Annotated in this window: 16 protein-coding genes and 1 tRNA gene; 9 read left to right on the top strand and 8 right to left on the bottom strand. The window is 65.6% G+C overall.

Translation table 11 applies throughout. The features are described 5' to 3' along the window. Window positions 1-104 precede the first annotated feature (104 nt). The 3 genes from secF to yajC are packed head-to-tail and all read right to left on the bottom strand — an operon-like array spanning window position 105 to window position 3,052. The gene (gene secF / locus NMD1_RS15355; protein ID WP_124807514.1) at window positions 105-1,082 is read right to left on the bottom strand and encodes a protein translocase subunit SecF; all 978 of its coding nucleotides are present in this window, start codon (window positions 1,080-1,082) and stop codon (window positions 105-107) included. Between the two features lie 15 nt (window positions 1,083-1,097). After that, window positions 1,098-2,690, bottom strand: a complete 1,593-nt coding sequence (secD, locus tag NMD1_RS15350) for a protein translocase subunit SecD (RefSeq protein ID WP_125955385.1) — start codon at window positions 2,688-2,690, stop codon at window positions 1,098-1,100. Between the two features lie 32 nt (window positions 2,691-2,722). Further along, complete coding sequence (yajC, locus tag NMD1_RS15345; protein WP_190287084.1) at window positions 2,723-3,052, bottom strand: preprotein translocase subunit YajC; 330 nt, start codon at window positions 3,050-3,052, stop codon at window positions 2,723-2,725. Between the two features lie 236 nt (window positions 3,053-3,288). On the opposite strand from yajC, the gene NMD1_RS15340 reads away from it, so the two are divergent. After that, a tRNA-Pro gene (locus NMD1_RS15340) sits at window positions 3,289-3,365 on the top strand. 84 nt (window positions 3,366-3,449) lie between these two features. On the opposite strand, the gene katG is transcribed toward NMD1_RS15340, so the two are convergent. Continuing rightward, the gene (gene katG, locus NMD1_RS15335; RefSeq protein WP_125955384.1) at window positions 3,450-5,621 is read right to left on the bottom strand and encodes a catalase/peroxidase HPI; all 2,172 of its coding nucleotides are present in this window, start codon (window positions 5,619-5,621) and stop codon (window positions 3,450-3,452) included. Between the two features lie 222 nt (window positions 5,622-5,843). On the opposite strand from katG, the gene NMD1_RS15330 reads away from it, so the two are divergent. The 4 genes from NMD1_RS15330 to accC all read left to right on the top strand — a co-directional run bounded on the left by NMD1_RS15330 (window position 5,844) and on the right by accC (window position 8,787). Further along, window positions 5,844-6,257: a holin family protein gene (locus tag NMD1_RS15330; protein WP_125955383.1), complete on the top strand. Its 414-nt coding sequence runs from the start codon at window positions 5,844-5,846 to the stop codon at window positions 6,255-6,257. A 107-nt stretch (window positions 6,258-6,364) separates the two neighbouring features. Next, window positions 6,365-6,802 carry a type II 3-dehydroquinate dehydratase gene (gene aroQ / locus NMD1_RS15325; protein WP_125955382.1) on the top strand — a complete coding sequence of 146 codons (438 nt, stop codon included), beginning with the start codon at window positions 6,365-6,367 and terminating at the stop codon, window positions 6,800-6,802. A 139-nt stretch (window positions 6,803-6,941) separates the two neighbouring features. Then, a complete protein-coding gene (accB, locus tag NMD1_RS15320; RefSeq protein ID WP_125955381.1) occupies window positions 6,942-7,427 on the top strand; it encodes an acetyl-CoA carboxylase biotin carboxyl carrier protein in 486 nt (161 codons plus the stop codon). Window positions 7,428-7,440: 13 nt separating this feature from the next. After that, window positions 7,441-8,787 carry an acetyl-CoA carboxylase biotin carboxylase subunit gene (accC, locus tag NMD1_RS15315; RefSeq protein WP_125955380.1) on the top strand — a complete coding sequence of 449 codons (1,347 nt, stop codon included), beginning with the start codon at window positions 7,441-7,443 and terminating at the stop codon, window positions 8,785-8,787. Window positions 8,788-8,942: 155 nt separating this feature from the next. Here accC and NMD1_RS15310 read toward each other — a convergent pair whose 3' ends face one another. Genes NMD1_RS15310 through rsmI form a run of 4 tightly spaced genes read right to left on the bottom strand, consistent with a single transcriptional unit; the run spans window position 8,943 to window position 11,767 of the window. Continuing rightward, window positions 8,943-9,545 (bottom strand): DedA family protein, encoded by a 603-nt coding sequence (locus NMD1_RS15310; protein WP_125955379.1) that lies wholly within the window; start codon window positions 9,543-9,545, stop codon window positions 8,943-8,945. A gap of 47 nt (window positions 9,546-9,592) precedes the next feature. Further along, window positions 9,593-10,543: a glutathione synthase gene (gene gshB, locus NMD1_RS15305; RefSeq protein WP_125955378.1), complete on the bottom strand. Its 951-nt coding sequence runs from the start codon at window positions 10,541-10,543 to the stop codon at window positions 9,593-9,595. Window positions 10,544-10,568: 25 nt separating this feature from the next. Continuing rightward, complete coding sequence (locus tag NMD1_RS15300) at window positions 10,569-10,931, bottom strand: YraN family protein (protein ID WP_124807597.1); 363 nt, start codon at window positions 10,929-10,931, stop codon at window positions 10,569-10,571. Then, window positions 10,928-11,767: a 16S rRNA (cytidine(1402)-2'-O)-methyltransferase gene (rsmI, locus tag NMD1_RS15295; RefSeq protein ID WP_125955377.1), complete on the bottom strand. Its 840-nt coding sequence runs from the start codon at window positions 11,765-11,767 to the stop codon at window positions 10,928-10,930. Before rsmI ends, NMD1_RS15300 begins: the two co-directional genes overlap by 4 nt. A 71-nt stretch (window positions 11,768-11,838) precedes the next feature. On the opposite strand from rsmI, the gene NMD1_RS15290 reads away from it, so the two are divergent. The 4 genes from NMD1_RS15290 (at window position 11,839) to NMD1_RS15275 (ending at window position 16,593) form a co-directional block, all read left to right on the top strand. Continuing rightward, window positions 11,839-12,972: a penicillin-binding protein activator gene (locus tag NMD1_RS15290; RefSeq protein ID WP_124807599.1), complete on the top strand. Its 1,134-nt coding sequence runs from the start codon at window positions 11,839-11,841 to the stop codon at window positions 12,970-12,972. 126 nt (window positions 12,973-13,098) lie between these two features. Beyond that, window positions 13,099-15,108 (top strand): DNA topoisomerase IV subunit B, encoded by a 2,010-nt coding sequence (parE, locus tag NMD1_RS15285; protein WP_125955376.1) that lies wholly within the window; start codon window positions 13,099-13,101, stop codon window positions 15,106-15,108. 137 nt (window positions 15,109-15,245) lie between these two features. Next, window positions 15,246-15,629 (top strand): hypothetical protein, encoded by a 384-nt coding sequence (locus tag NMD1_RS15280; protein ID WP_125955375.1) that lies wholly within the window; start codon window positions 15,246-15,248, stop codon window positions 15,627-15,629. A 259-nt stretch (window positions 15,630-15,888) separates the two neighbouring features. Beyond that, window positions 15,889-16,593, top strand: a complete 705-nt coding sequence (locus tag NMD1_RS15275; RefSeq protein WP_124807602.1) for a hypothetical protein — start codon at window positions 15,889-15,891, stop codon at window positions 16,591-16,593. Window positions 16,594-16,596: the final 3 nt, after the last annotated feature.

Raw genomic sequence — 16,596 nt, 5'->3', positions numbered from 1 at the left:
GTCGTCCCAGCCCAAGCTGGGACCTCAGGCTGCTGCGGGAGACCTTTCAGAGGTCCGTCCCCGGTTGCCCGAGATCCCAGCTTACGCTGGGATGACGCGTTTTCTCACCCCCGCTCGCGCGCCAGGCGTTCCTGCTTTTCCAGCGCGCTTTCGGTGGGGATGAAGCTCTTGGGATTGACCTTCAGCCAGATCAGGATCGGCGCGGCCATGTAGATCGAGCTGTAGGTACCCACGAAGATACCGAGCGTGATCGCCGCGGTGAAGCCGAAGATCACGTCCGGCCCGAACAGCAGCAACGCGACCAGCGTGATCAGCATCGACAGCGAGGTCACGATCGTACGCGCCAGCGTCTCGTTGACCGAAAGGTCGAGCAGTTCCGGCATCGGCATCTTGCGGTATTTCTTCATGTTCTCGCGGATACGGTCATAGACCACGATCGTATCGTTGAGCGAATAGCCGATCAGTGTCAGCAGCGCGGCCACGATGTTGAGGTCGAACTCCATTTGCGTGATCGCGAACATGCCGAGCGTCAGCACCACGTCATGCACCAGCGCGAACAGCGCGCCGATGCCGAACTGCCATTCGAACCGTATCCAGATGTAGGCCGCCACAGCCAGCGCGGCGAAGCCCAGCGCCTTGAACGCGTCCCAGCCAAGCTCCTTGGAAACCTTGCCCGAAACCGAATCGACGCCGTCGATCCGCGCATCGGCATGGGCCGTCTTGATCGCGGCGGTGATCGTGCGGGCCATCTTGTCCGACAGCGCGGGATCGTGGTCCGATCCTTCGGGCAGCTTCATCCGGATCGAGATTTCGTTGGGCTTGCCGTAGCGCTGGATGATCGGCTCGCCGTAACCCAGTTTATCCACCTCGCCCCGCAGCTGCGCCACGGGCGCCTCGGCGCTGCGCTCGAAGGTCACGCGGATCATCTGGCCGCCGACGAAATCGACGCCCAGGTTGAGGCCGCGCGTCGCCACCAGCGTCAGCGATCCCGCCATCAGCAGCAGGCTGATGATGTAGAACGGCAGCCGCCACTTCAGGAAATGGATGTTGGTATTGTCGGGAATGAGCTTGAGGAGCTTCATGTCCTTCGTCTCCTCTTACAGGCTCAGTTCGGACGGCCGCGCGCGGCGGAGCCACTGCGCCACCCACATGCGGGTCATGGTCACGGCGGTGAACACCGAAGTGACGATGCCGATCATGAGCACCACGGCGAAGCCGCGCACCGGGCCGGTGCCGAACGCGAACATCAGCACCGCGGCGATGACATTGGTGATATTGGCGTCGAAGATCGCGCGGCTCGCTTCCTTGTAGCCCATCTCCACCGCCTGCACCACGCGCCGGCCACGATGACGTTCCTCGCGGATGCGTTCGTTGATCAGCACGTTGGCGTCCACCGCCGCGCCGATGGTCAGCACGAAGCCGGCGATGCCGGGCAGGGTCAGCGTGGTGCCGACGATGCCCATGATGCCCAGGATCATCAGCACGTTCACGACCAGCGCCAGGTTCGCGTAAACCCCGAAACGGCCGTAGGTGATGAGGATGAAGGCCATCAGCGCGCCGGTGCCGACGAGCATGGCGATCATGCCCTTGCGGATCGAATCCGCGCCAAGGTCCGGCCCCACGGTCCGCTCTTCCACCACCTTGAGGTCCACCGGCAGCGCGCCCGAGCGCAGCGCGATGGCGAGCTGGTTGGCGCTTTCCGTGGTGAACCGGCCAGAAATGACGGCACTGCCGCCCAGGATCGGCTCGTTGATGTTGGGCGCGGACAGGACCTTGCCGTCCAGGATGATGGCGAAGGGCTTGTTGACGTTCTGCGTGGTCAGCTTGGCGAACTTTTCGCCGCCGTCCGAATTGAACGTGATGTTGACGACCGGTTCGTTGGTCTGCTGGCTGTTGGTCTGCTGCGCGTTGGTCAGCTGGTCGCCGCGAATGCCGCCCAGCCGCTTGACTGCGATCGCGCCCAGCTTGGGGTCCTGATAGGGTACGATCTCGCTGCCCGGAGGGGCGATGCCGCGCGCCACGTCCGAAGGCAGCGCGCTGGTATCCACCAGCTTGAATTCGAGCTTGGCGGTCTGGCCCAGCAGGTTCTTGAGCGCCTGCGGGTCCTGCAGCCCCGGCACCTGCACCACGATGCGGTTGGCGCCCTGGCGGATGATCGTCGGCTCCTTGGTGCCCAGCGCGTCGATGCGCTTGCGCACCACTTCAACCGCCGTGTCCATCGCCTGCGTCACCGCCTGGTCGATGCCTTCCTGCGACGGCGTCAGCACGAAGCGGTTGCCGTCGACGACGTCGATCTTCCAGTCGCGCTGGCCGGTAAGCCCCGCGCCGCTGGTCAGCGGCAGCACCGCCTCGCGCACCGCGTCCACCTTGGTCGGGTCGGCCACCACGAACGTCAGCGCGCCATCGCGGTTGGAGATGTCGCTGATGCGGATATCACCGGACTGGCGCAGCTTGTTGCGGACGCTTTCCTCCATCGCTTCGATGCGCTGCTGGCGCACTTGCGACGGATCGGCTTCGAGCAGGATGTGGCTGCCGCCGGCCAGGTCGAGACCGAGGTTGATCTTCGGCTCCGGCAGTACGGACGGCCAGTTGAGGCCCGCCGTGGCGGTCAGCGAAGGCACGGCGGCCAGCATGCCGACGATCGTCAGCGCCCAGAGCCACAGTACCTTCCAGCGCGGGAAATCGAGCATGAGAACAGGTTCTTTTCGTCTAGCCGATGGGATCAGTCGTTGGCCGGAGCCGTCCCGCCGGGCGGAACGATGTCACCGATCGTCGAACGCACCGCCTTGACGCGCACGTTGGGGCCAAGTTCCAGTTCGGCATAGTGATCGTCCAGCTTGATGACCTTGCCGACCAGCCCCCCGGCGGTGACGACCATGTCCCCCTTCTTCATGGCGGCGATCTTTTCCTTGTGCGCCTTCTGCTGGCGCATCTGCGGCCGCAGGATCAGGAACCAGAAAATGAACGCCATGCCGACCAGCGGCAGGAACGAAAGCCACTGCGGCGGCTCCTGGGTGGCGGCGGGTGCGGCGGCGGAAAGGAATGTCAGCATCATGGAACCGTTCTTGGGATCGGTGGAAAGGCATTGCAACCCGCCCGGACGGAAAGCGGTGTGCCCGCCCGGAAAGATTGCGCAAAAATATGGCCCGGCCGCCTAGCAGCTTGGGCCACGCAAGGCAAACGGCACCCCTTCCGGCGGCACTTTCGGAGACGAAAAATCGTCTCCGCCCAAAGCGCACCATGCCGCTTGCCATCCGCAAGTGACCTGCCTATAGGGCGCGCTCCGGTCGGGACGTAGCGCAGCCTGGTAGCGCATCACACTGGGGGTGTGGGGGTCGGAGGTTCGAATCCTCTCGTCCCGACCAATATTTCCAACAACAACGCACAACGAAACACGCCGCCCACGGAACCCCGCAGGCGGCGCGCTTGTTTTGGCCGTTCGATCCCTATCAGGCGAGATCGAAGCGGTCGGCGTTCATCACCTTGGTCCAGGCGGCGATGAAATCGGCCACGAACTTCCCGTGGGCATCATCCTGCGCATAGACTTCGGCATAGGCCCTGAGGATCGAGTTGGAACCGAACGTCAGGTCCAACGCCGTGGCGGTCCACTTCACCGCGCCCGTCTTCCGATCACGGATTTCGAAGAGGCCGTTGCCGGCCGGCTTCCAGGTGTTGGCCATGTCGGTCAGGTTCACGAAGAAGTCGGTGGTCAGCGCGCCTTCGCGGGCGGTCAGCACGCCATGCTTGGTTCCGCCGTGATTGGCGCCGAGCACGCGAAGCCCGCCGACCAGCACGGTCATTTCCGGCGCGGTAAGCCCCATCAGCTGCGTGCGATCCAGCATCAGCTCCGCCGGACTGACCGCGTAGTCCTGCTTCAGCCAGTTGCGATAGCCATCGTGGATCGGCTCCAGCGGCGCGAAGCTGTGAGCGTCGGTCTGCGCGTCGGTGGCATCGCCCCGCCCCGGTGCGAACGGCACGGTCGCCTCGATGCCGGCAGCGTTGGCGGCCTGTTCCACACCGACATTGCCGGCCAGCACGATGATGTCCGCCACGCTGGCGCCAACATCCGCCGCGATCGGTTCCAGCACCGCCAGCACGCGCGCCAGCCGGGCCGGCTCGTTGCCTTCCCAGTCCTTCTGCGGGGCCAGGCGGAGGCGCGCGCCGTTGGCGCCGCCGCGCATGTCGGACCCGCGATAGGTCCGCGCGCTGTCCCACGCGGTCGCCACGAGATCGCTGATCGACAGTCCGCTCGCCGCGATCCTGGCCTTTGCCGCGGCGATGTCCCAGCCGGTGCTGCCGGCGGGCACCGGGTCCTGCCAGATCAGGTCCTCGGCCGGTACGTCGGGTCCGCGGTAGCGCACCTTCGGCCCCATGTCGCGGTGCGTGAGCTTGAACCAGGCGCGCGCGAAGACCTCGGAGAAATAGGCCTGATCGTCGCGGAACCGTTCGGAAATCGCGCGGTAGACCGGGTCCTTGATCATCGCCATGTCGGCATCGGTCATCATCGGATTGGTGCGGATCGACGGGTCCTCCACGTCGGCCGGACGATCTTCCTCGCGGATGTTGACCGGTTCCCACTGCCAGGCGCCGGCCGGGCTCTTGCGCAGTTCCCAGTCGTGGTTGAACAGCATCTGGAAATAGCCGTTGTCCCACCGCGTGGGATGCGTGGTCCATGCCCCCTCGATGCCGCTGGTGATGGTATCGCGGCCCATGCCCTTGCCGCCGGGATTGGCCCAGCCAAGGCCCTGCTGCTCCACCGGAGAGGCTTCGGGTTCGGGGCCAAGCCGGCTGGCATCGCCATTGCCGTGCGCCTTGCCCACGGTGTGGCCGCCTGCCGTCAGCGCCACGGTTTCCTCGTCATCCATCGCCATGCGGGCGAAGGTTTCGCGAATCTGCGCGGCGGTCTTCAGCGGATCGGGCTGGCCGTTCACGCCCTCCGGATTGACGTAGATCAGGCCCATCTGCACGGCCGCGAGAGGGTTTTCCATCGTCGAAGGCGTGGCAACATCGCCATAGCGTTCGTCCGACGGAGCCAGCCATTCCTTCTCGGCGCCCCAATAGACGTCCTTTTCGGGATGCCAGATGTCCTCGCGACCAAACCCGAAACCAAAGGTCTTCAGCCCCATGGTCTCGTAGGCGATGGTACCTGCCAGCACGATCAGGTCGGCCCAGCTCACCTTGTTGCCGTACTTCTTCTTGATCGGCCACAACAGGCGGCGCGCCTTGTCCAGGCTGACGTTGTCAGGCCAGGAATTGAGCGGCGCGAAGCGCTGGTTGCCGGTGCCGCCACCGCCGCGCCCGTCCGCCGTGCGATAGCTGCCGGCCGAATGCCACGACAGGCGGATCATCAAGCCGCCGTAATGCCCCCAGTCCGCCGGCCACCATTCCTGGCTGTCGGTCATCAGCGCGCGCATGTCCTGCTTGAGCGCCTCGAAATCGAGCGACTTCAGCGCCTCGTGATAGCGGAAGCCCTTGCCCAGCGGATTGGTCTTGCTGTCGTGCTGGTGCAGGATGTCGAGGTTGAGCGTTTCGGGCCACCAGCTCGTGACGGAGGCCGACGTGCTGGTCAGGCCCCCATGCATGACGGGACACTTCCCCGCCGTTGCGGAATTGCTGCTCATTCTGTTTCTCCAGCCTTGTTCATCAACCGCGCCGCATGCGCCGCCGAAATCCGTATCGTTCGGGCGAACTCATTTATCAAAGCGATTTAAATTGTCACAATGATCGCTCAGTGCGATTTCTGTATCTCACATCATGTCGAGCGCCTGAGCAATCATACTTTGGTTTCCTACATGAACCGATACGGTTACTGTCCCGCGTCCTGCCGCAACAAGGACGCTCCCATGCCCCTCCTCGACGCCCTGATTTCCCCCATCTCCTCGATCATCGATCGCATCATTCCCGACAAGGAAGCCCGCGACCGCGCCAAGCTGGAACTGTTGAGGCTGCAAGGCACGCAGGAACTCGAGCAGATCCGCACGCAAATGTCGGCCATCCTCGCCGAAGTGGGATCTACCGATCCATGGACCAGCCGCGCCCGCCCCGGCTTCCTCTACGTCATGTACATCATGATCCTGTGGTCGCTGCCGATGGGCCTGATCGCTGCGGCGCGGCCCGAAGCGGCGCGCGACATCGCCGCCGGTATCACCGCCTATCTCAATGGCCTGCCCGAGCCGCTCTATGCGCTCTTCGGCACCGGCTATCTCGGCTACACGGCGGCGCGCCAGTGGGGCAAGGCCAAGGGCATAGACCGGTAAAGAGATGGACCGCGCGGGTTTCTTCCGGGGATTCGCGCGGCCACTTGCGCATGGCGGCGGCGGCACTATCACGGCGCGGCGGCCACACGCACCGGGAACACGCCACCATGTCAGACAAGACCGTCTTCGTCCTCAATGGACCGAACCTCAACCTGCTTGGCCTGCGCGAGCCGGAAATCTATGGAACGCAGACGCTGGACGACATTGCCGGCATGCTGGAAGACCACGCGCAGAAGCTCGGCCTCGACATCGACATGCGCCAGTCGAATCACGAAGGTCACCTGGTCGACTGGCTGCACGAAGCGCAGGCCGTGGGGGCAAAGGCCGTGCTGCTGAACGCCGGCGCCTATACCCACACCTCGGTCGCGCTGCACGATGCGATCAAGGGAATCCGGACGCCGGTGATCGAAGTCCACCTGTCCAACCCCCACACCCGCGAAGCATTCCGCCACAAGAGCTACGTCGGGATGGCCGCCAAGGGCACCATCGCCGGGTTCGGCGCGCGCAGCTACATTCTGGCGCTGGACGCCGCCGCCGCGCTCTGACGGCTTCCCGTAGGCGCGAAAAAGCGGCGAAAGCGCCTGTTTTCCACCCTCGCGGGCATTCCCACCCCATCCCCCCCTTGCCAGCGCCGCCGGCTGAAGGCATGGCGGCCAGCCAGTATGACCACCCGCGAGGATTAAAATGGGGCACGACCGCGGCGAAAAGGCCGAAGGAATGGCAATCGACAGCACGCTTGTGCGTGAACTGGCGGAGCTGCTTGCCGAAACCGGGCTCAGCGAAATCGAAGTCGAGGATGGCGAACGCAAGATCCGCGTCGCGCGCACGCTGACGGCGGCGCCGGTGGCGCAGACCGTTGCCGTCGCCGCTCCGGCGCCCGTTGCCGCCGCTGCTCCGGCGGCCGCGCCCGCAACAGCGCAACCTGCCGAGGATCACGCCAATGCCGTGAAATCGCCGATGGTGGGCACGGTCTATCTCTCGCCCGACCCCACCGCTCCCGCTTTCATCAGCCTGGGCCAGACCGTGAAGGCCGGCGAAACGCTGCTGATCGTCGAAGCGATGAAGGTGATGAACGCGATCACCGCGCCCGCCGCCGGCACGGTAAAGGCGATCCTCGTCGAAAACGCGCAGCCGGTCGAATACGACCAGCCGCTGGTCGTGATCGGCTGAGGCGCCAGCGTCCATGGCCATCAAACGCCTGCTGATCGCCAATCGCGGCGAAATCGCCCTGCGCATCCACCGTGCCGCGCACGAGATGGGGATCGAAACGGTCGCGGTGCATTCCACCGCCGATGCCGATGCGATGCACGTGCGCCTGGCCGATCACGCGGTCTGCATCGGCCCGCCGCCCGCGCGCGACAGCTATCTGAACGTCGCCGCGATCATTTCGGCGGCGGAGATTACCCAGGCCGACGCGATCCATCCGGGCTATGGCTTCCTCTCGGAGAACGCCAAGTTCGCCGATATCGTGGAAGCCCACGGCATCACCTGGATCGGCCCCAAGCCCGAACATATCCGCACGATGGGCGACAAGGTGGAAGCCAAGCGCACCGCCGGCGCGCTGGGCCTGCCGCTGGTTCCGGGATCGGATGGCGCCGTCTCCGAAGTGGAGGAAGCGCGTAGGATTGCCGAGGCGATCGGCTATCCGGTGATCATCAAGGCAGCATCGGGCGGCGGCGGACGCGGCATGAAGGTGTGCAACAGCGCCGGCCAACTCGAAACGCTGATGCAGCAGGCCGGCAGCGAGGCGAAAGCCGCGTTCGGCGATGCCACGGTCTATATCGAGAAGTATCTCGGCAACCCGCGCCACATCGAATTCCAGATATTCGGCGACGGTAACGGCAACGCCATCCACTTGGGCGAGCGCGACTGCTCGCTCCAGCGCCGCCACCAGAAAGTGCTCGAAGAAGCGCCCTCGCCCGTCATCTCGGCCGAGGAGCGCGCGCGCATGGGCGGCGTGGTCGCGCGCGCCATGGCCGACATGGGCTATCGCGGCGCGGGCACCATCGAGTTCCTGTGGGAAAACGGCGAGTTCTATTTCATCGAGATGAACACCCGCCTGCAGGTGGAACATCCGGTGACCGAAGCGATCACCGGCGTCGACCTGGTGCGCGAACAGATCCGCATCGCCGAAGGGCGGCCGCTGTCGGTCGCGCAGGAGGACATTGAGTTCAAGGGCCACGCGATCGAGTGCCGCATCAATGCGGAAGACCCGTTCACGTTCGCGCCCTCGCCCGGCCTGGTGAAGACCTATCACGCGGCCGGTGGCATGCATGTGCGCGTCGATTCGGGGCTCTATGCCGGCTATCGCATCCCGCCGTACTATGATTCGATGATCGCAAAGCTGATCGTCTATGGCCGCACGCGCGAAGGCTGCATCATGCGCCTGAAGCGCGCGCTGGAGGAAATGGTGATCGATGGCGTCAAGACCTCGATCCCTTTGCACCAGAAGCTGCTGACCGATCCTGACTTCCTCAGCGGCGATTATACGATCAAGTGGCTGGAAGACTGGCTGGCGAAGGACGCCTGAATCGTTTGCAAGTGCGGAGTGGGGAAGCCCACCCCGCTGCGACTGACGCCGCCTGCGGCGACGCAAGTCTTGCTCCCCTCCCGCAAGCGGGAGGGGTTGGGGGTGGGCAGCGCTCCATGGATTGCAAGCGATATAATCGCCTTCTGTAAGGAACCTCACTCCCCGCGTGGCTTCCACCGCACCACGCGCCACAGGTAGGCGATAGCCACCAGCGCCATACAGCCGGTCGCCAGCGGCCCGGTGTACCGATCGACCTCCGCGAAATTGCGGCCGAGATAATAGCCCGCCGCCACCAGCAGCGCGTTCCACACTGCCGCGCCGGCGAAGGTGAACGCCAGGAAACGGGCGTGGCCCATCCGGGCGAGGCCCGCCGGCAGCGAGATCATCGTGCGCATCACCGGGGCAAAGCGCACGACGAAGACCACCCACTGCCCGTGCCGCCCGAAGAAGGCCACCAGCCGTTCGACATCGTGCCAATCCAACGTCAGCCACCGCCCGAAGCGCGTGACCAGCGGGTGCAGACGCCGGTATCCGAACGCCCGTCCGACCAGGAACCAGAAATAGTTGCCCAGCGTCGATCCCGCCGTGGCGAACAGCATCAGCGGCGCGATTTCCATCCGCCCCCTGGCCACGGCGATGCCGCCCAGCCCCATGATCACTTCGGACGGGATCGGCGGGAACACGTTCTCGATGACCATCAGGGCGGCGATGCCCCAATAGCCGCCGCCTTCGATCAGGTGGACGATCCAGTCATTCATCGATCACACAACGCGGCGATGCGGGAACGGGTCCGGTTCCCGATGCGTCAAAGCCGCCGCTCGATCGCGTCCCAGATCATGCCAGCCGTATCGCTACCGTTGAATTTGTCGATAGCGACGATGCCGGTGGGGCTGGTCACGTTGATCTCGGTCAGCCACTTGCCGCCGATCACGTCGATGCCCACGAAGATCAGGCCGCGCTTCTTCAACTCCGGCCCCAGCGCCTCGCAGATTTCCTGCTCGCGCGCGGTCAGCGTGGTCTGTTCGGCATAGCCGCCGACCGCGAGGTTGGAGCGGAACTCGCCCTCGCCCGGCTTGCGGTTGATCGCGCCGGCCACCTCGCCATCGACCAGCACGATGCGCTTGTCGCCTTCGGCCACTTCGGGAAGGAACGGCTGGACCATGAACGGTTCCGGCCAGACCTGCCCGAACAGTTCGGCCAGCGCGGAAAGGTTGCCGCCATCGGCTTCCACCTTGAACACCGCCTTGCCGCCATTGCCGTGGAGCGGCTTTACGACCACCGCCGTTTCACCCAGTTCGTGCTGGAAGGCGCGCACGTCCTTTGCCGAACGGGTGATCAGCGTGGGCGGCATGAAGCGCGCGTAATCGAGCACATAGACCTTTTCCGGCGCATTGCGCACCGAACGCGGATCGTTGACGACCAGCGTCTCGCCCTCCAGCCGTTCCAGCAGGTGCGTGGCGGTGATGTAGCCCAGATCGAACGGCGGGTCCTGCCGCATCAGCACGACATCGGCGTCGCTGCCAAGATCGAGCTTGCGCACCTCGCCCAGCTTGTAGTGATCGCCCGCCACGCGCTGCACCGTCACCGGCGCGCCTTCAGCCGTCACGCGCCCGGCCTTCCACGCCAGCGACTTCACGTCATAATAGTACAGTTCATGCCCGCGTTCCTGCGCCGACAGCATCAGGGCGAAGGAGGAATCCCCCGCGATGTTGATCGAATGAAGCGGGTCCATCTGGACCGCGACGCGAAGGGTCATGCTGTTCCATCCCGTGAAGGCGCCGTCATGGCTGCCAGACGTTCGCCATGTGGCGTGGCCAGCGGCCTGGCGCAAGGAGGATCACGTCAATTCGCAGGACATCGCCGGGTCTGGCAAAGCGCGGCGCGATCGCTTCGGCGGCGCGCGCCACGCGTTGCAGGCGGCGGGCATCGATGGCGAGATCGAGTGCTTCGCCGCTACGCCGCCACTTGACCTCGACGAAAGCCAGCGTGCGGCCGCGCCGCGCGACGATGTCGACCTCGCCCACGCCGATCCGCTGGCGCCGGGCGAGAATGCGCCAGCCTTTCAAGCGCAGCCACAGGCCGGCCAGCGCCTCGCCACGCCGGCCCTGTTTTTCGGCCACGGCCCGATCACGGGCGCGGCTCATGCCTTGAGCGCCATCGCCTGTGCATAGAGCGCCTTGCGATCGAGCCCATGCTTCTTCGCCACGCGGGCGGCGGCCTGCGAGGGCGGCAATTCGGCGAGCGCGGCGCGCAGTTCGGCTTCGACGACGTCCTCGTCCGGCGCCTCGGGCGCGGCGGGCGGACCGGCAAGCAGCACGATCTCTCCCTTGGGCGGATGCGCGCGATAGTGATCGGCAAGGTCTGCCGCCGTGCCCGTCCGGCATTCCTCGTGCAGCTTGGTCAGTTCCCGCGCCACGGCAACTTCCCGCCCCGGCAGCACGGTTGCCATGGCTTCCAGCGAGGCGACAAGGCGCGGCCCGGTTTCGTAGAACACCAGCGTTGCGGGGACGGCGGCGAAGCTCGCCAGCACATCTCCCCGCGCCTTGTCCTTCGAAGGCAGGAAACCTGCGAACAGGAAACGGTCGGTCGGCAAGCCGGCGATGGTCAGCGCGGTGATCATCGCGCTAGGCCCCGGCAGGCTGGTGACGGCGATCCCGCGCGCGCGCGCTTCCCGCACCAGGCGATAGCCGGGATCGGAAATCAGCGGCGTGCCGGCATCGCTCACCAGCACAACCGGTTTTTCCGCCATTTCGGCGAGTAATCGCTCGCGCGCCTCTTCTCCGGCGTGATCGTCATAGCGCCGCAGCGGCTTCTTGATGCCAAGATGATTCAACAACTTAGCCGTGACGCGCGTGTCTTCGCACGCTATAACCGCACAAGAGGCAAGCGTTTCGGCGGCGCGTCTGGTAATGTCGCCGAGATTGCCAATCGGCGTGGCGACAATATAGAGCCCGGGCTCCATAAGCGAAGGCGTGGTCATGCGCCTTCCATGGCCGGGTCATTGGGAACGGGCAAGCGATGTTGAAAGGTCAATGGGTCGGATCCGTCCGGATGGGGCGGCGTTTTCTCGTGATGGGCGCCATGGCCGCGCTCGCCGCGTGTACCGTCATTCCCAAGCCGCAGGGGCCGGTCGCGCCCAGGCCCGAACCGACCGAAACCGCGCCGCAGGCCAATGTCCTGCCTACCGATGCCTCGCGCCACCGCGTCGCGCTGCTGGTGCCCATGACGGGGCCAAACGCATCGGTGGGCCAGTCGATCGCCAATGCGGCGATGATGGCGCTGCTCGATACCAACGCGCAGAACCTGCGCATCACCACCTACGATACGGCGGCCGGCGCGGGCGCGGCGGCGAACAAGGCCATTCTCGACGGCAACCGCCTGATCCTCGGGCCGCTGCTGGCCGAAGACGTCGTCGCCGTTTCCGGAGTCGCGCGGCCGGCCAAGGTGCCGATGATCACCTATTCCAACGACGTGAGCGTGGCGGATCGCGATGTCTTCGTGCTCGGGCAGGTTCCCGGCCAATCGGTGGCCCGCGTCGTCAGTTTCGCCAAGAGCCGCGGCGTAAACCGCATCGGCGCGATCATCCCCACCGGCATCTACGGCCAGCGGGCAATGAACGCGCTGACCGAAGCCGCGCGCGCCAGCGGCGTGACGGTAACCGCCACCGAAACCTATGACCGCAGCAATACTTCGGTCGCCAGCGCGGTGCGCCGCCTGCTGGCCAAGGCCCCGGTCGATGCGCTGCTGATCGCGGACGGCGCGCGCATTGCGCTCCAGGCCGCGCCGGCGGCCGGCGGAACACGCCTGCTCGGCACCGAACTGTGGGCGGGCGATGCCGGGATCGCGCGCAGCGCCGCCACGCGCGGGGCGTGGTTCGCCACGGTATCCGACGCGCGCTTCGGCCAGTTCGAGCAGAGCTATCGCCGCCGCTATGGCGCATCGCCCTCGCGCATCGCCACGCTCGGCTACGATAGCGTGCTGCTGACGCTCAACGTGGGCCGCACCTGGAAGCCCGGTACGATCTTCCCCACCGCCAAGCTCTATGACCGCGACGGGTTCATCGGCCTGGACGGCGTGTTCCGTTTCAACCAGTTCGGCGTGGCCGAGCGCGCCATGGAAGTGCGCGAGGTAGGCGCGGGCACCTTTACGACGGTAAGCCCGGCGCCGGCCCGCTTCACCCCCTGACACCAGCCCTGCCCGCCCGGTATCGCCGGAAGGGATAAGTTATCCGCCCCTTTGCGCCGAAATCGCCCGCATAAGGGTGCCTCCCGGCTTGCGTCCGGAATCCGGCGTGTTCTATAGCCGTTCCATATGGCTGACGACCTGTTCGACAAGGCGCCGGTATCCAGCGCCGAAAGCTACGATGGCTCCGCGATCGAGGTGCTGGAGGGGCTCGAACCCGTTCGTCGCCGTCCCGGCATGTATATCGGCGGCACGGACGAACGCGCGCTGCATCACCTTGCCGCCGAAGTGCTCGACAACGCGATGGACGAGGCTGTCGCCGGCCATGCCAACCGCATCGAGGTGACGCTGGAGGAAGAACCCGGCTCGGCCGGGCGACTGACCATCACCGACAACGGGCGCGGCATCCCGGTCGACGAGCACCCGAAGTATCCGGGCAAGTCGGCGCTCGAAGTTATCCTCACCACGCTCCATTCGGGCGGCAAGTTCTCCGGCAAGGCCTATGCCACCTCGGGCGGCCTCCACGGCGTCGGCGTCAGCGTGGTCAACGCGCTGTCAACGCTGACGCGGATCGAAGTGGCGCGCAACAAGGAGCTTTACGCGCAGGAATTCTCGCGCGGGCATCCCACCGGGCCGCTGGAAAAGATCGGCAATGCCCCCAACCGGCGTGGCACTTCGGTCACCTTCGTACCCGATCCCGAAATCTTCGGTGCGGACGCCCGGTTCAAGCCGGCGCGGCTGTTCCGGCTGGCGCGGTCCAAGGCCTATCTCTTCGCTGGCGTTGAAATCCGCTGGAAGTGCGCGCCATCGCTGGCTTCGGAAGACGTGCCGGCGGAAGCCGTGTTCCAGTTCCCCGGCGGCCTTGCCGATCACCTCGCCGAACAGGTCGGCGCGCGCGAATGCGTGACGACAGTGCCCTTCACCGGATCGCAGGATTTTACCGCCGGGCCGGACGGGCAGGAGATGGGCCGCGTGGAATGGGCGATCGCCTGGCCGCTGTGGTCCGACGGATCGTACAGCTGGTACTGCAACACCATTCCCACGCCCGATGGCGGCACGCACGAACAGGGCCTGCGCGCGGCGCTGACCAAGGGCATCCGCGCCTTTGCCGAACTGATCGGGCAGAAGAAGGCCAAGGACATCGCCCCGGAAGACATGATCACCGGAAGCGAGGTCATGCTTTCGGTGTTCGTCCGCGATCCCCAGTTCCAGAGCCAGACCAAGGACCGCCTGACGTCTCCGGAAGCCGCGCGCCTCGTCGAAAACGCGGTGCGCGACCATTTCGACCACTTCCTGACCGACAACATGGAGCGCGGCAAGGCGCTGCTGGGCGCGGTGATGGAGCGCATGGACGAGCGGCTTCGCCGGAAGGCGGAGCGCGAGGTCAAGCGCAAGACCGCCACCAATGCCCGCAAGCTGCGCTTGCCGGGCAAGCTGACCGACTGTTCCGGCGAAGGCGATGGCGAGACCGAACTGTTCATCGTGGAAGGTGATTCGGCCGGTGGTAGCGCCAAGCAGGCGCGCGACCGCAAGACGCAGGCGATCCTGCCGATCCGCGGCAAGATTCTCAACGTCGCCAGCGCCACCAGCGACAAGATCCGCGCCAACCAGGAAATCGCCGACCTGATCCTGGCGCTGGGCTGCGGCAGCCGCAAGGACTGCAACCCGGATGCGCTGCGCTATGACCGCATCATCATCATGACCGATGCCGACGTCGACGGCGCGCACATCGCCACGCTGCTGATGACGTTCTTCTTCCAGGAAATGCCCGACGTGGTGCGGCGCGGCCATCTCTATCTGGCACAGCCGCCGCTCTATCGCCTGACCAGCGGCAGCACCTCCGCCTATGCCCGCGACGATGCCCACCGTGCCGAGCTGGAAGCGACGAAGTTCAAGGGCAAGAAGGTGGAGGTCTCCCGCTTCAAGGGGCTGGGCGAAATGAACCCGCAGCAGCTTCGCGAAACGACAATGAGCCCGGCCAGCCGCTCGCTGATCCGCATCACTCTGCCGCCGGAATACGAAGGCCGCGCGGCCGTGAAGGATCTGGTCGATCGCTTGATGGGCCGCAATCCCGAGCACCGCTTCATGTTCATCCAGAACCGCGCGAGCGAGGTCGATCCGGAATTGATCGACGCCTGACGGGCCCAAAACCCGGCCATCGCCCGGAACCCGAACGCCCCGTCAACCGTTCACCCATGGCTAAGATCGGCGGTCCCATCCCGAGAAGGGTGGGGCCAAGACCGCTCGCGAACAGCGGCGGATTGCGGAGATTTGCCATGAAGCGTTCCATCACCCTGCTAGCCCTGCCCCTGGCGCTTGGCCTGTCTGCCTGCGCGTCGGATGGATACTACGGCGAATACGGCACCAGCGTGGGCTGGGGCTCTCCCTACCCCTACAATGGCTGGTACGACGGGTATTACGGCCCGATCTACGACGGCTACTGGGGCCGTGACGGCTTCTTCTACTATCGCTCCGCCCCTGACGCCCGCGCGTTCCGGCGCGGCGACCGCAACCACTTCCGCCGCGACGCGCCTCCCCCCGGCGGACGCTATCAGGAGTTCCGCGGCAATTTCCAGCCGCGGCGCGACTATCACATGCCGAACTATCCCCACGGAGGCGGACCGCGCGGCGGCGGGCGACCGCGCGGGCACGGGCACTGATCATTCCCGCTTAAATGGATGTAACAACGATGCAGGCTCGATTGACAATGTCTACTGATTAAGTAGTAATTTCTCCGCCACCGCCTTCCGGCGGAGCACTCGGGAGATAGACATGCGCGTCGGCGTCCGTTCCTTCCTTCTGTCCGCAACATCAGCCTGCTCTCTATTGCTCGCCGGGTGCGGCGAAAAAGCGCCCGAAGCCGCTTCGGAAAGCGCCGCCTCCAGTGTCCCCGGCATATCGCCATCAGCGGCGCCGGGTGTGGCTTTCAACTATCATTATGACTTCGCGCTTCCCGACAAGGCGATCGCGGGCGTGCAGGAGCAACACGCTGCCGCCTGCGAAAAACTCGGCCCGGAACGGTGCCGCATCACCGGCATGCACTATGCATTGGTGCGCAACGATAGCGTCAGCGCCAGCCTCGAATTCAAGTTGGCCCCGGATCTTGCCCGCGCATTTGGCAAGGAAGGCATTGCGGCGGTGGAGCACGCCGACGGAAAGCTGATCCGCGCTGCGATCGAAGGACAAGACGTGGGTTCCGACATCGCGGCCGCCGAGAAGCGCGGTTCGGACGCGCAGGCCGATCTCAACCAGATCGAGGCCAAACTCGCCAAGGGTGGCCTGGGGGATCGCGAACGGGCGGAATTGAACCAGCAGGCCGGCGCGTTGCGCGCGAAGGTCGCGGCGGAACGCGATGCCCAGACAACCGGCGCGGTGCGATTGGCAAGCACGCCGATGACCTTCACTTATGCCGGCGGTGGCAGCTTCGTGTGGGGCGACAACCCGTTCGCCGGGGTGGCGCAGGCCTCCTGGTCCAGCTTGCGCACGATGGTCGCACTGGTCGTCTTCATCGTCGGCATCGGCGCTCCATGGCTCGCGCTGCTGATCGCGCTGCTCGTCTTGTGGCGCGTCCTGCCGATACCGCGCCTGCGCCGCTTCCTGTTGCGGAAAACAGAAGACGAATAACGC

The sequence above is a fragment of the Novosphingobium sp. MD-1 genome, from assembly GCF_001014975.1.
Lineage (GTDB): Bacteria > Pseudomonadota > Alphaproteobacteria > Sphingomonadales > Sphingomonadaceae > Novosphingobium.
This window is presented reverse-complemented; position numbering and strand designations above follow the sequence as displayed.

Excerpts from the sequence above, each read along its gene's own strand:
- secF (WP_124807514.1), bottom strand. The coding sequence starts at position 1,082 with ATGAAGCTCCTCAAGCTCATTCCCGACAATACCAACATCCATTTCCTG.
- secD (WP_125955385.1), bottom strand. The coding sequence starts at position 2,690 with ATGCTCGATTTCCCGCGCTGGAAGGTACTGTGGCTCTGGGCGCTGACG.
- yajC (WP_190287084.1), bottom strand. The coding sequence starts at position 3,052 with ATGCTGACATTCCTTTCCGCCGCCGCACCCGCCGCCACCCAGGAGCCG.
- katG (WP_125955384.1), bottom strand. The coding sequence starts at position 5,621 with ATGAGCAGCAATTCCGCAACGGCGGGGAAGTGTCCCGTCATGCATGGG.
- NMD1_RS15330 (WP_125955383.1), top strand. The coding sequence starts at position 5,844 with ATGCCCCTCCTCGACGCCCTGATTTCCCCCATCTCCTCGATCATCGAT.
- aroQ (WP_125955382.1), top strand. The coding sequence starts at position 6,365 with ATGTCAGACAAGACCGTCTTCGTCCTCAATGGACCGAACCTCAACCTG.
- accB (WP_125955381.1), top strand. The coding sequence starts at position 6,942 with ATGGGGCACGACCGCGGCGAAAAGGCCGAAGGAATGGCAATCGACAGC.
- accC (WP_125955380.1), top strand. The coding sequence starts at position 7,441 with ATGGCCATCAAACGCCTGCTGATCGCCAATCGCGGCGAAATCGCCCTG.
- NMD1_RS15310 (WP_125955379.1), bottom strand. The coding sequence starts at position 9,545 with ATGAATGACTGGATCGTCCACCTGATCGAAGGCGGCGGCTATTGGGGC.
- gshB (WP_125955378.1), bottom strand. The coding sequence starts at position 10,543 with ATGACCCTTCGCGTCGCGGTCCAGATGGACCCGCTTCATTCGATCAAC.
- NMD1_RS15300 (WP_124807597.1), bottom strand. The coding sequence starts at position 10,931 with ATGAGCCGCGCCCGTGATCGGGCCGTGGCCGAAAAACAGGGCCGGCGT.
- rsmI (WP_125955377.1), bottom strand. The coding sequence starts at position 11,767 with ATGACCACGCCTTCGCTTATGGAGCCCGGGCTCTATATTGTCGCCACG.
- NMD1_RS15290 (WP_124807599.1), top strand. The coding sequence starts at position 11,839 with ATGGGGCGGCGTTTTCTCGTGATGGGCGCCATGGCCGCGCTCGCCGCG.
- parE (WP_125955376.1), top strand. The coding sequence starts at position 13,099 with ATGGCTGACGACCTGTTCGACAAGGCGCCGGTATCCAGCGCCGAAAGC.
- NMD1_RS15280 (WP_125955375.1), top strand. The coding sequence starts at position 15,246 with ATGAAGCGTTCCATCACCCTGCTAGCCCTGCCCCTGGCGCTTGGCCTG.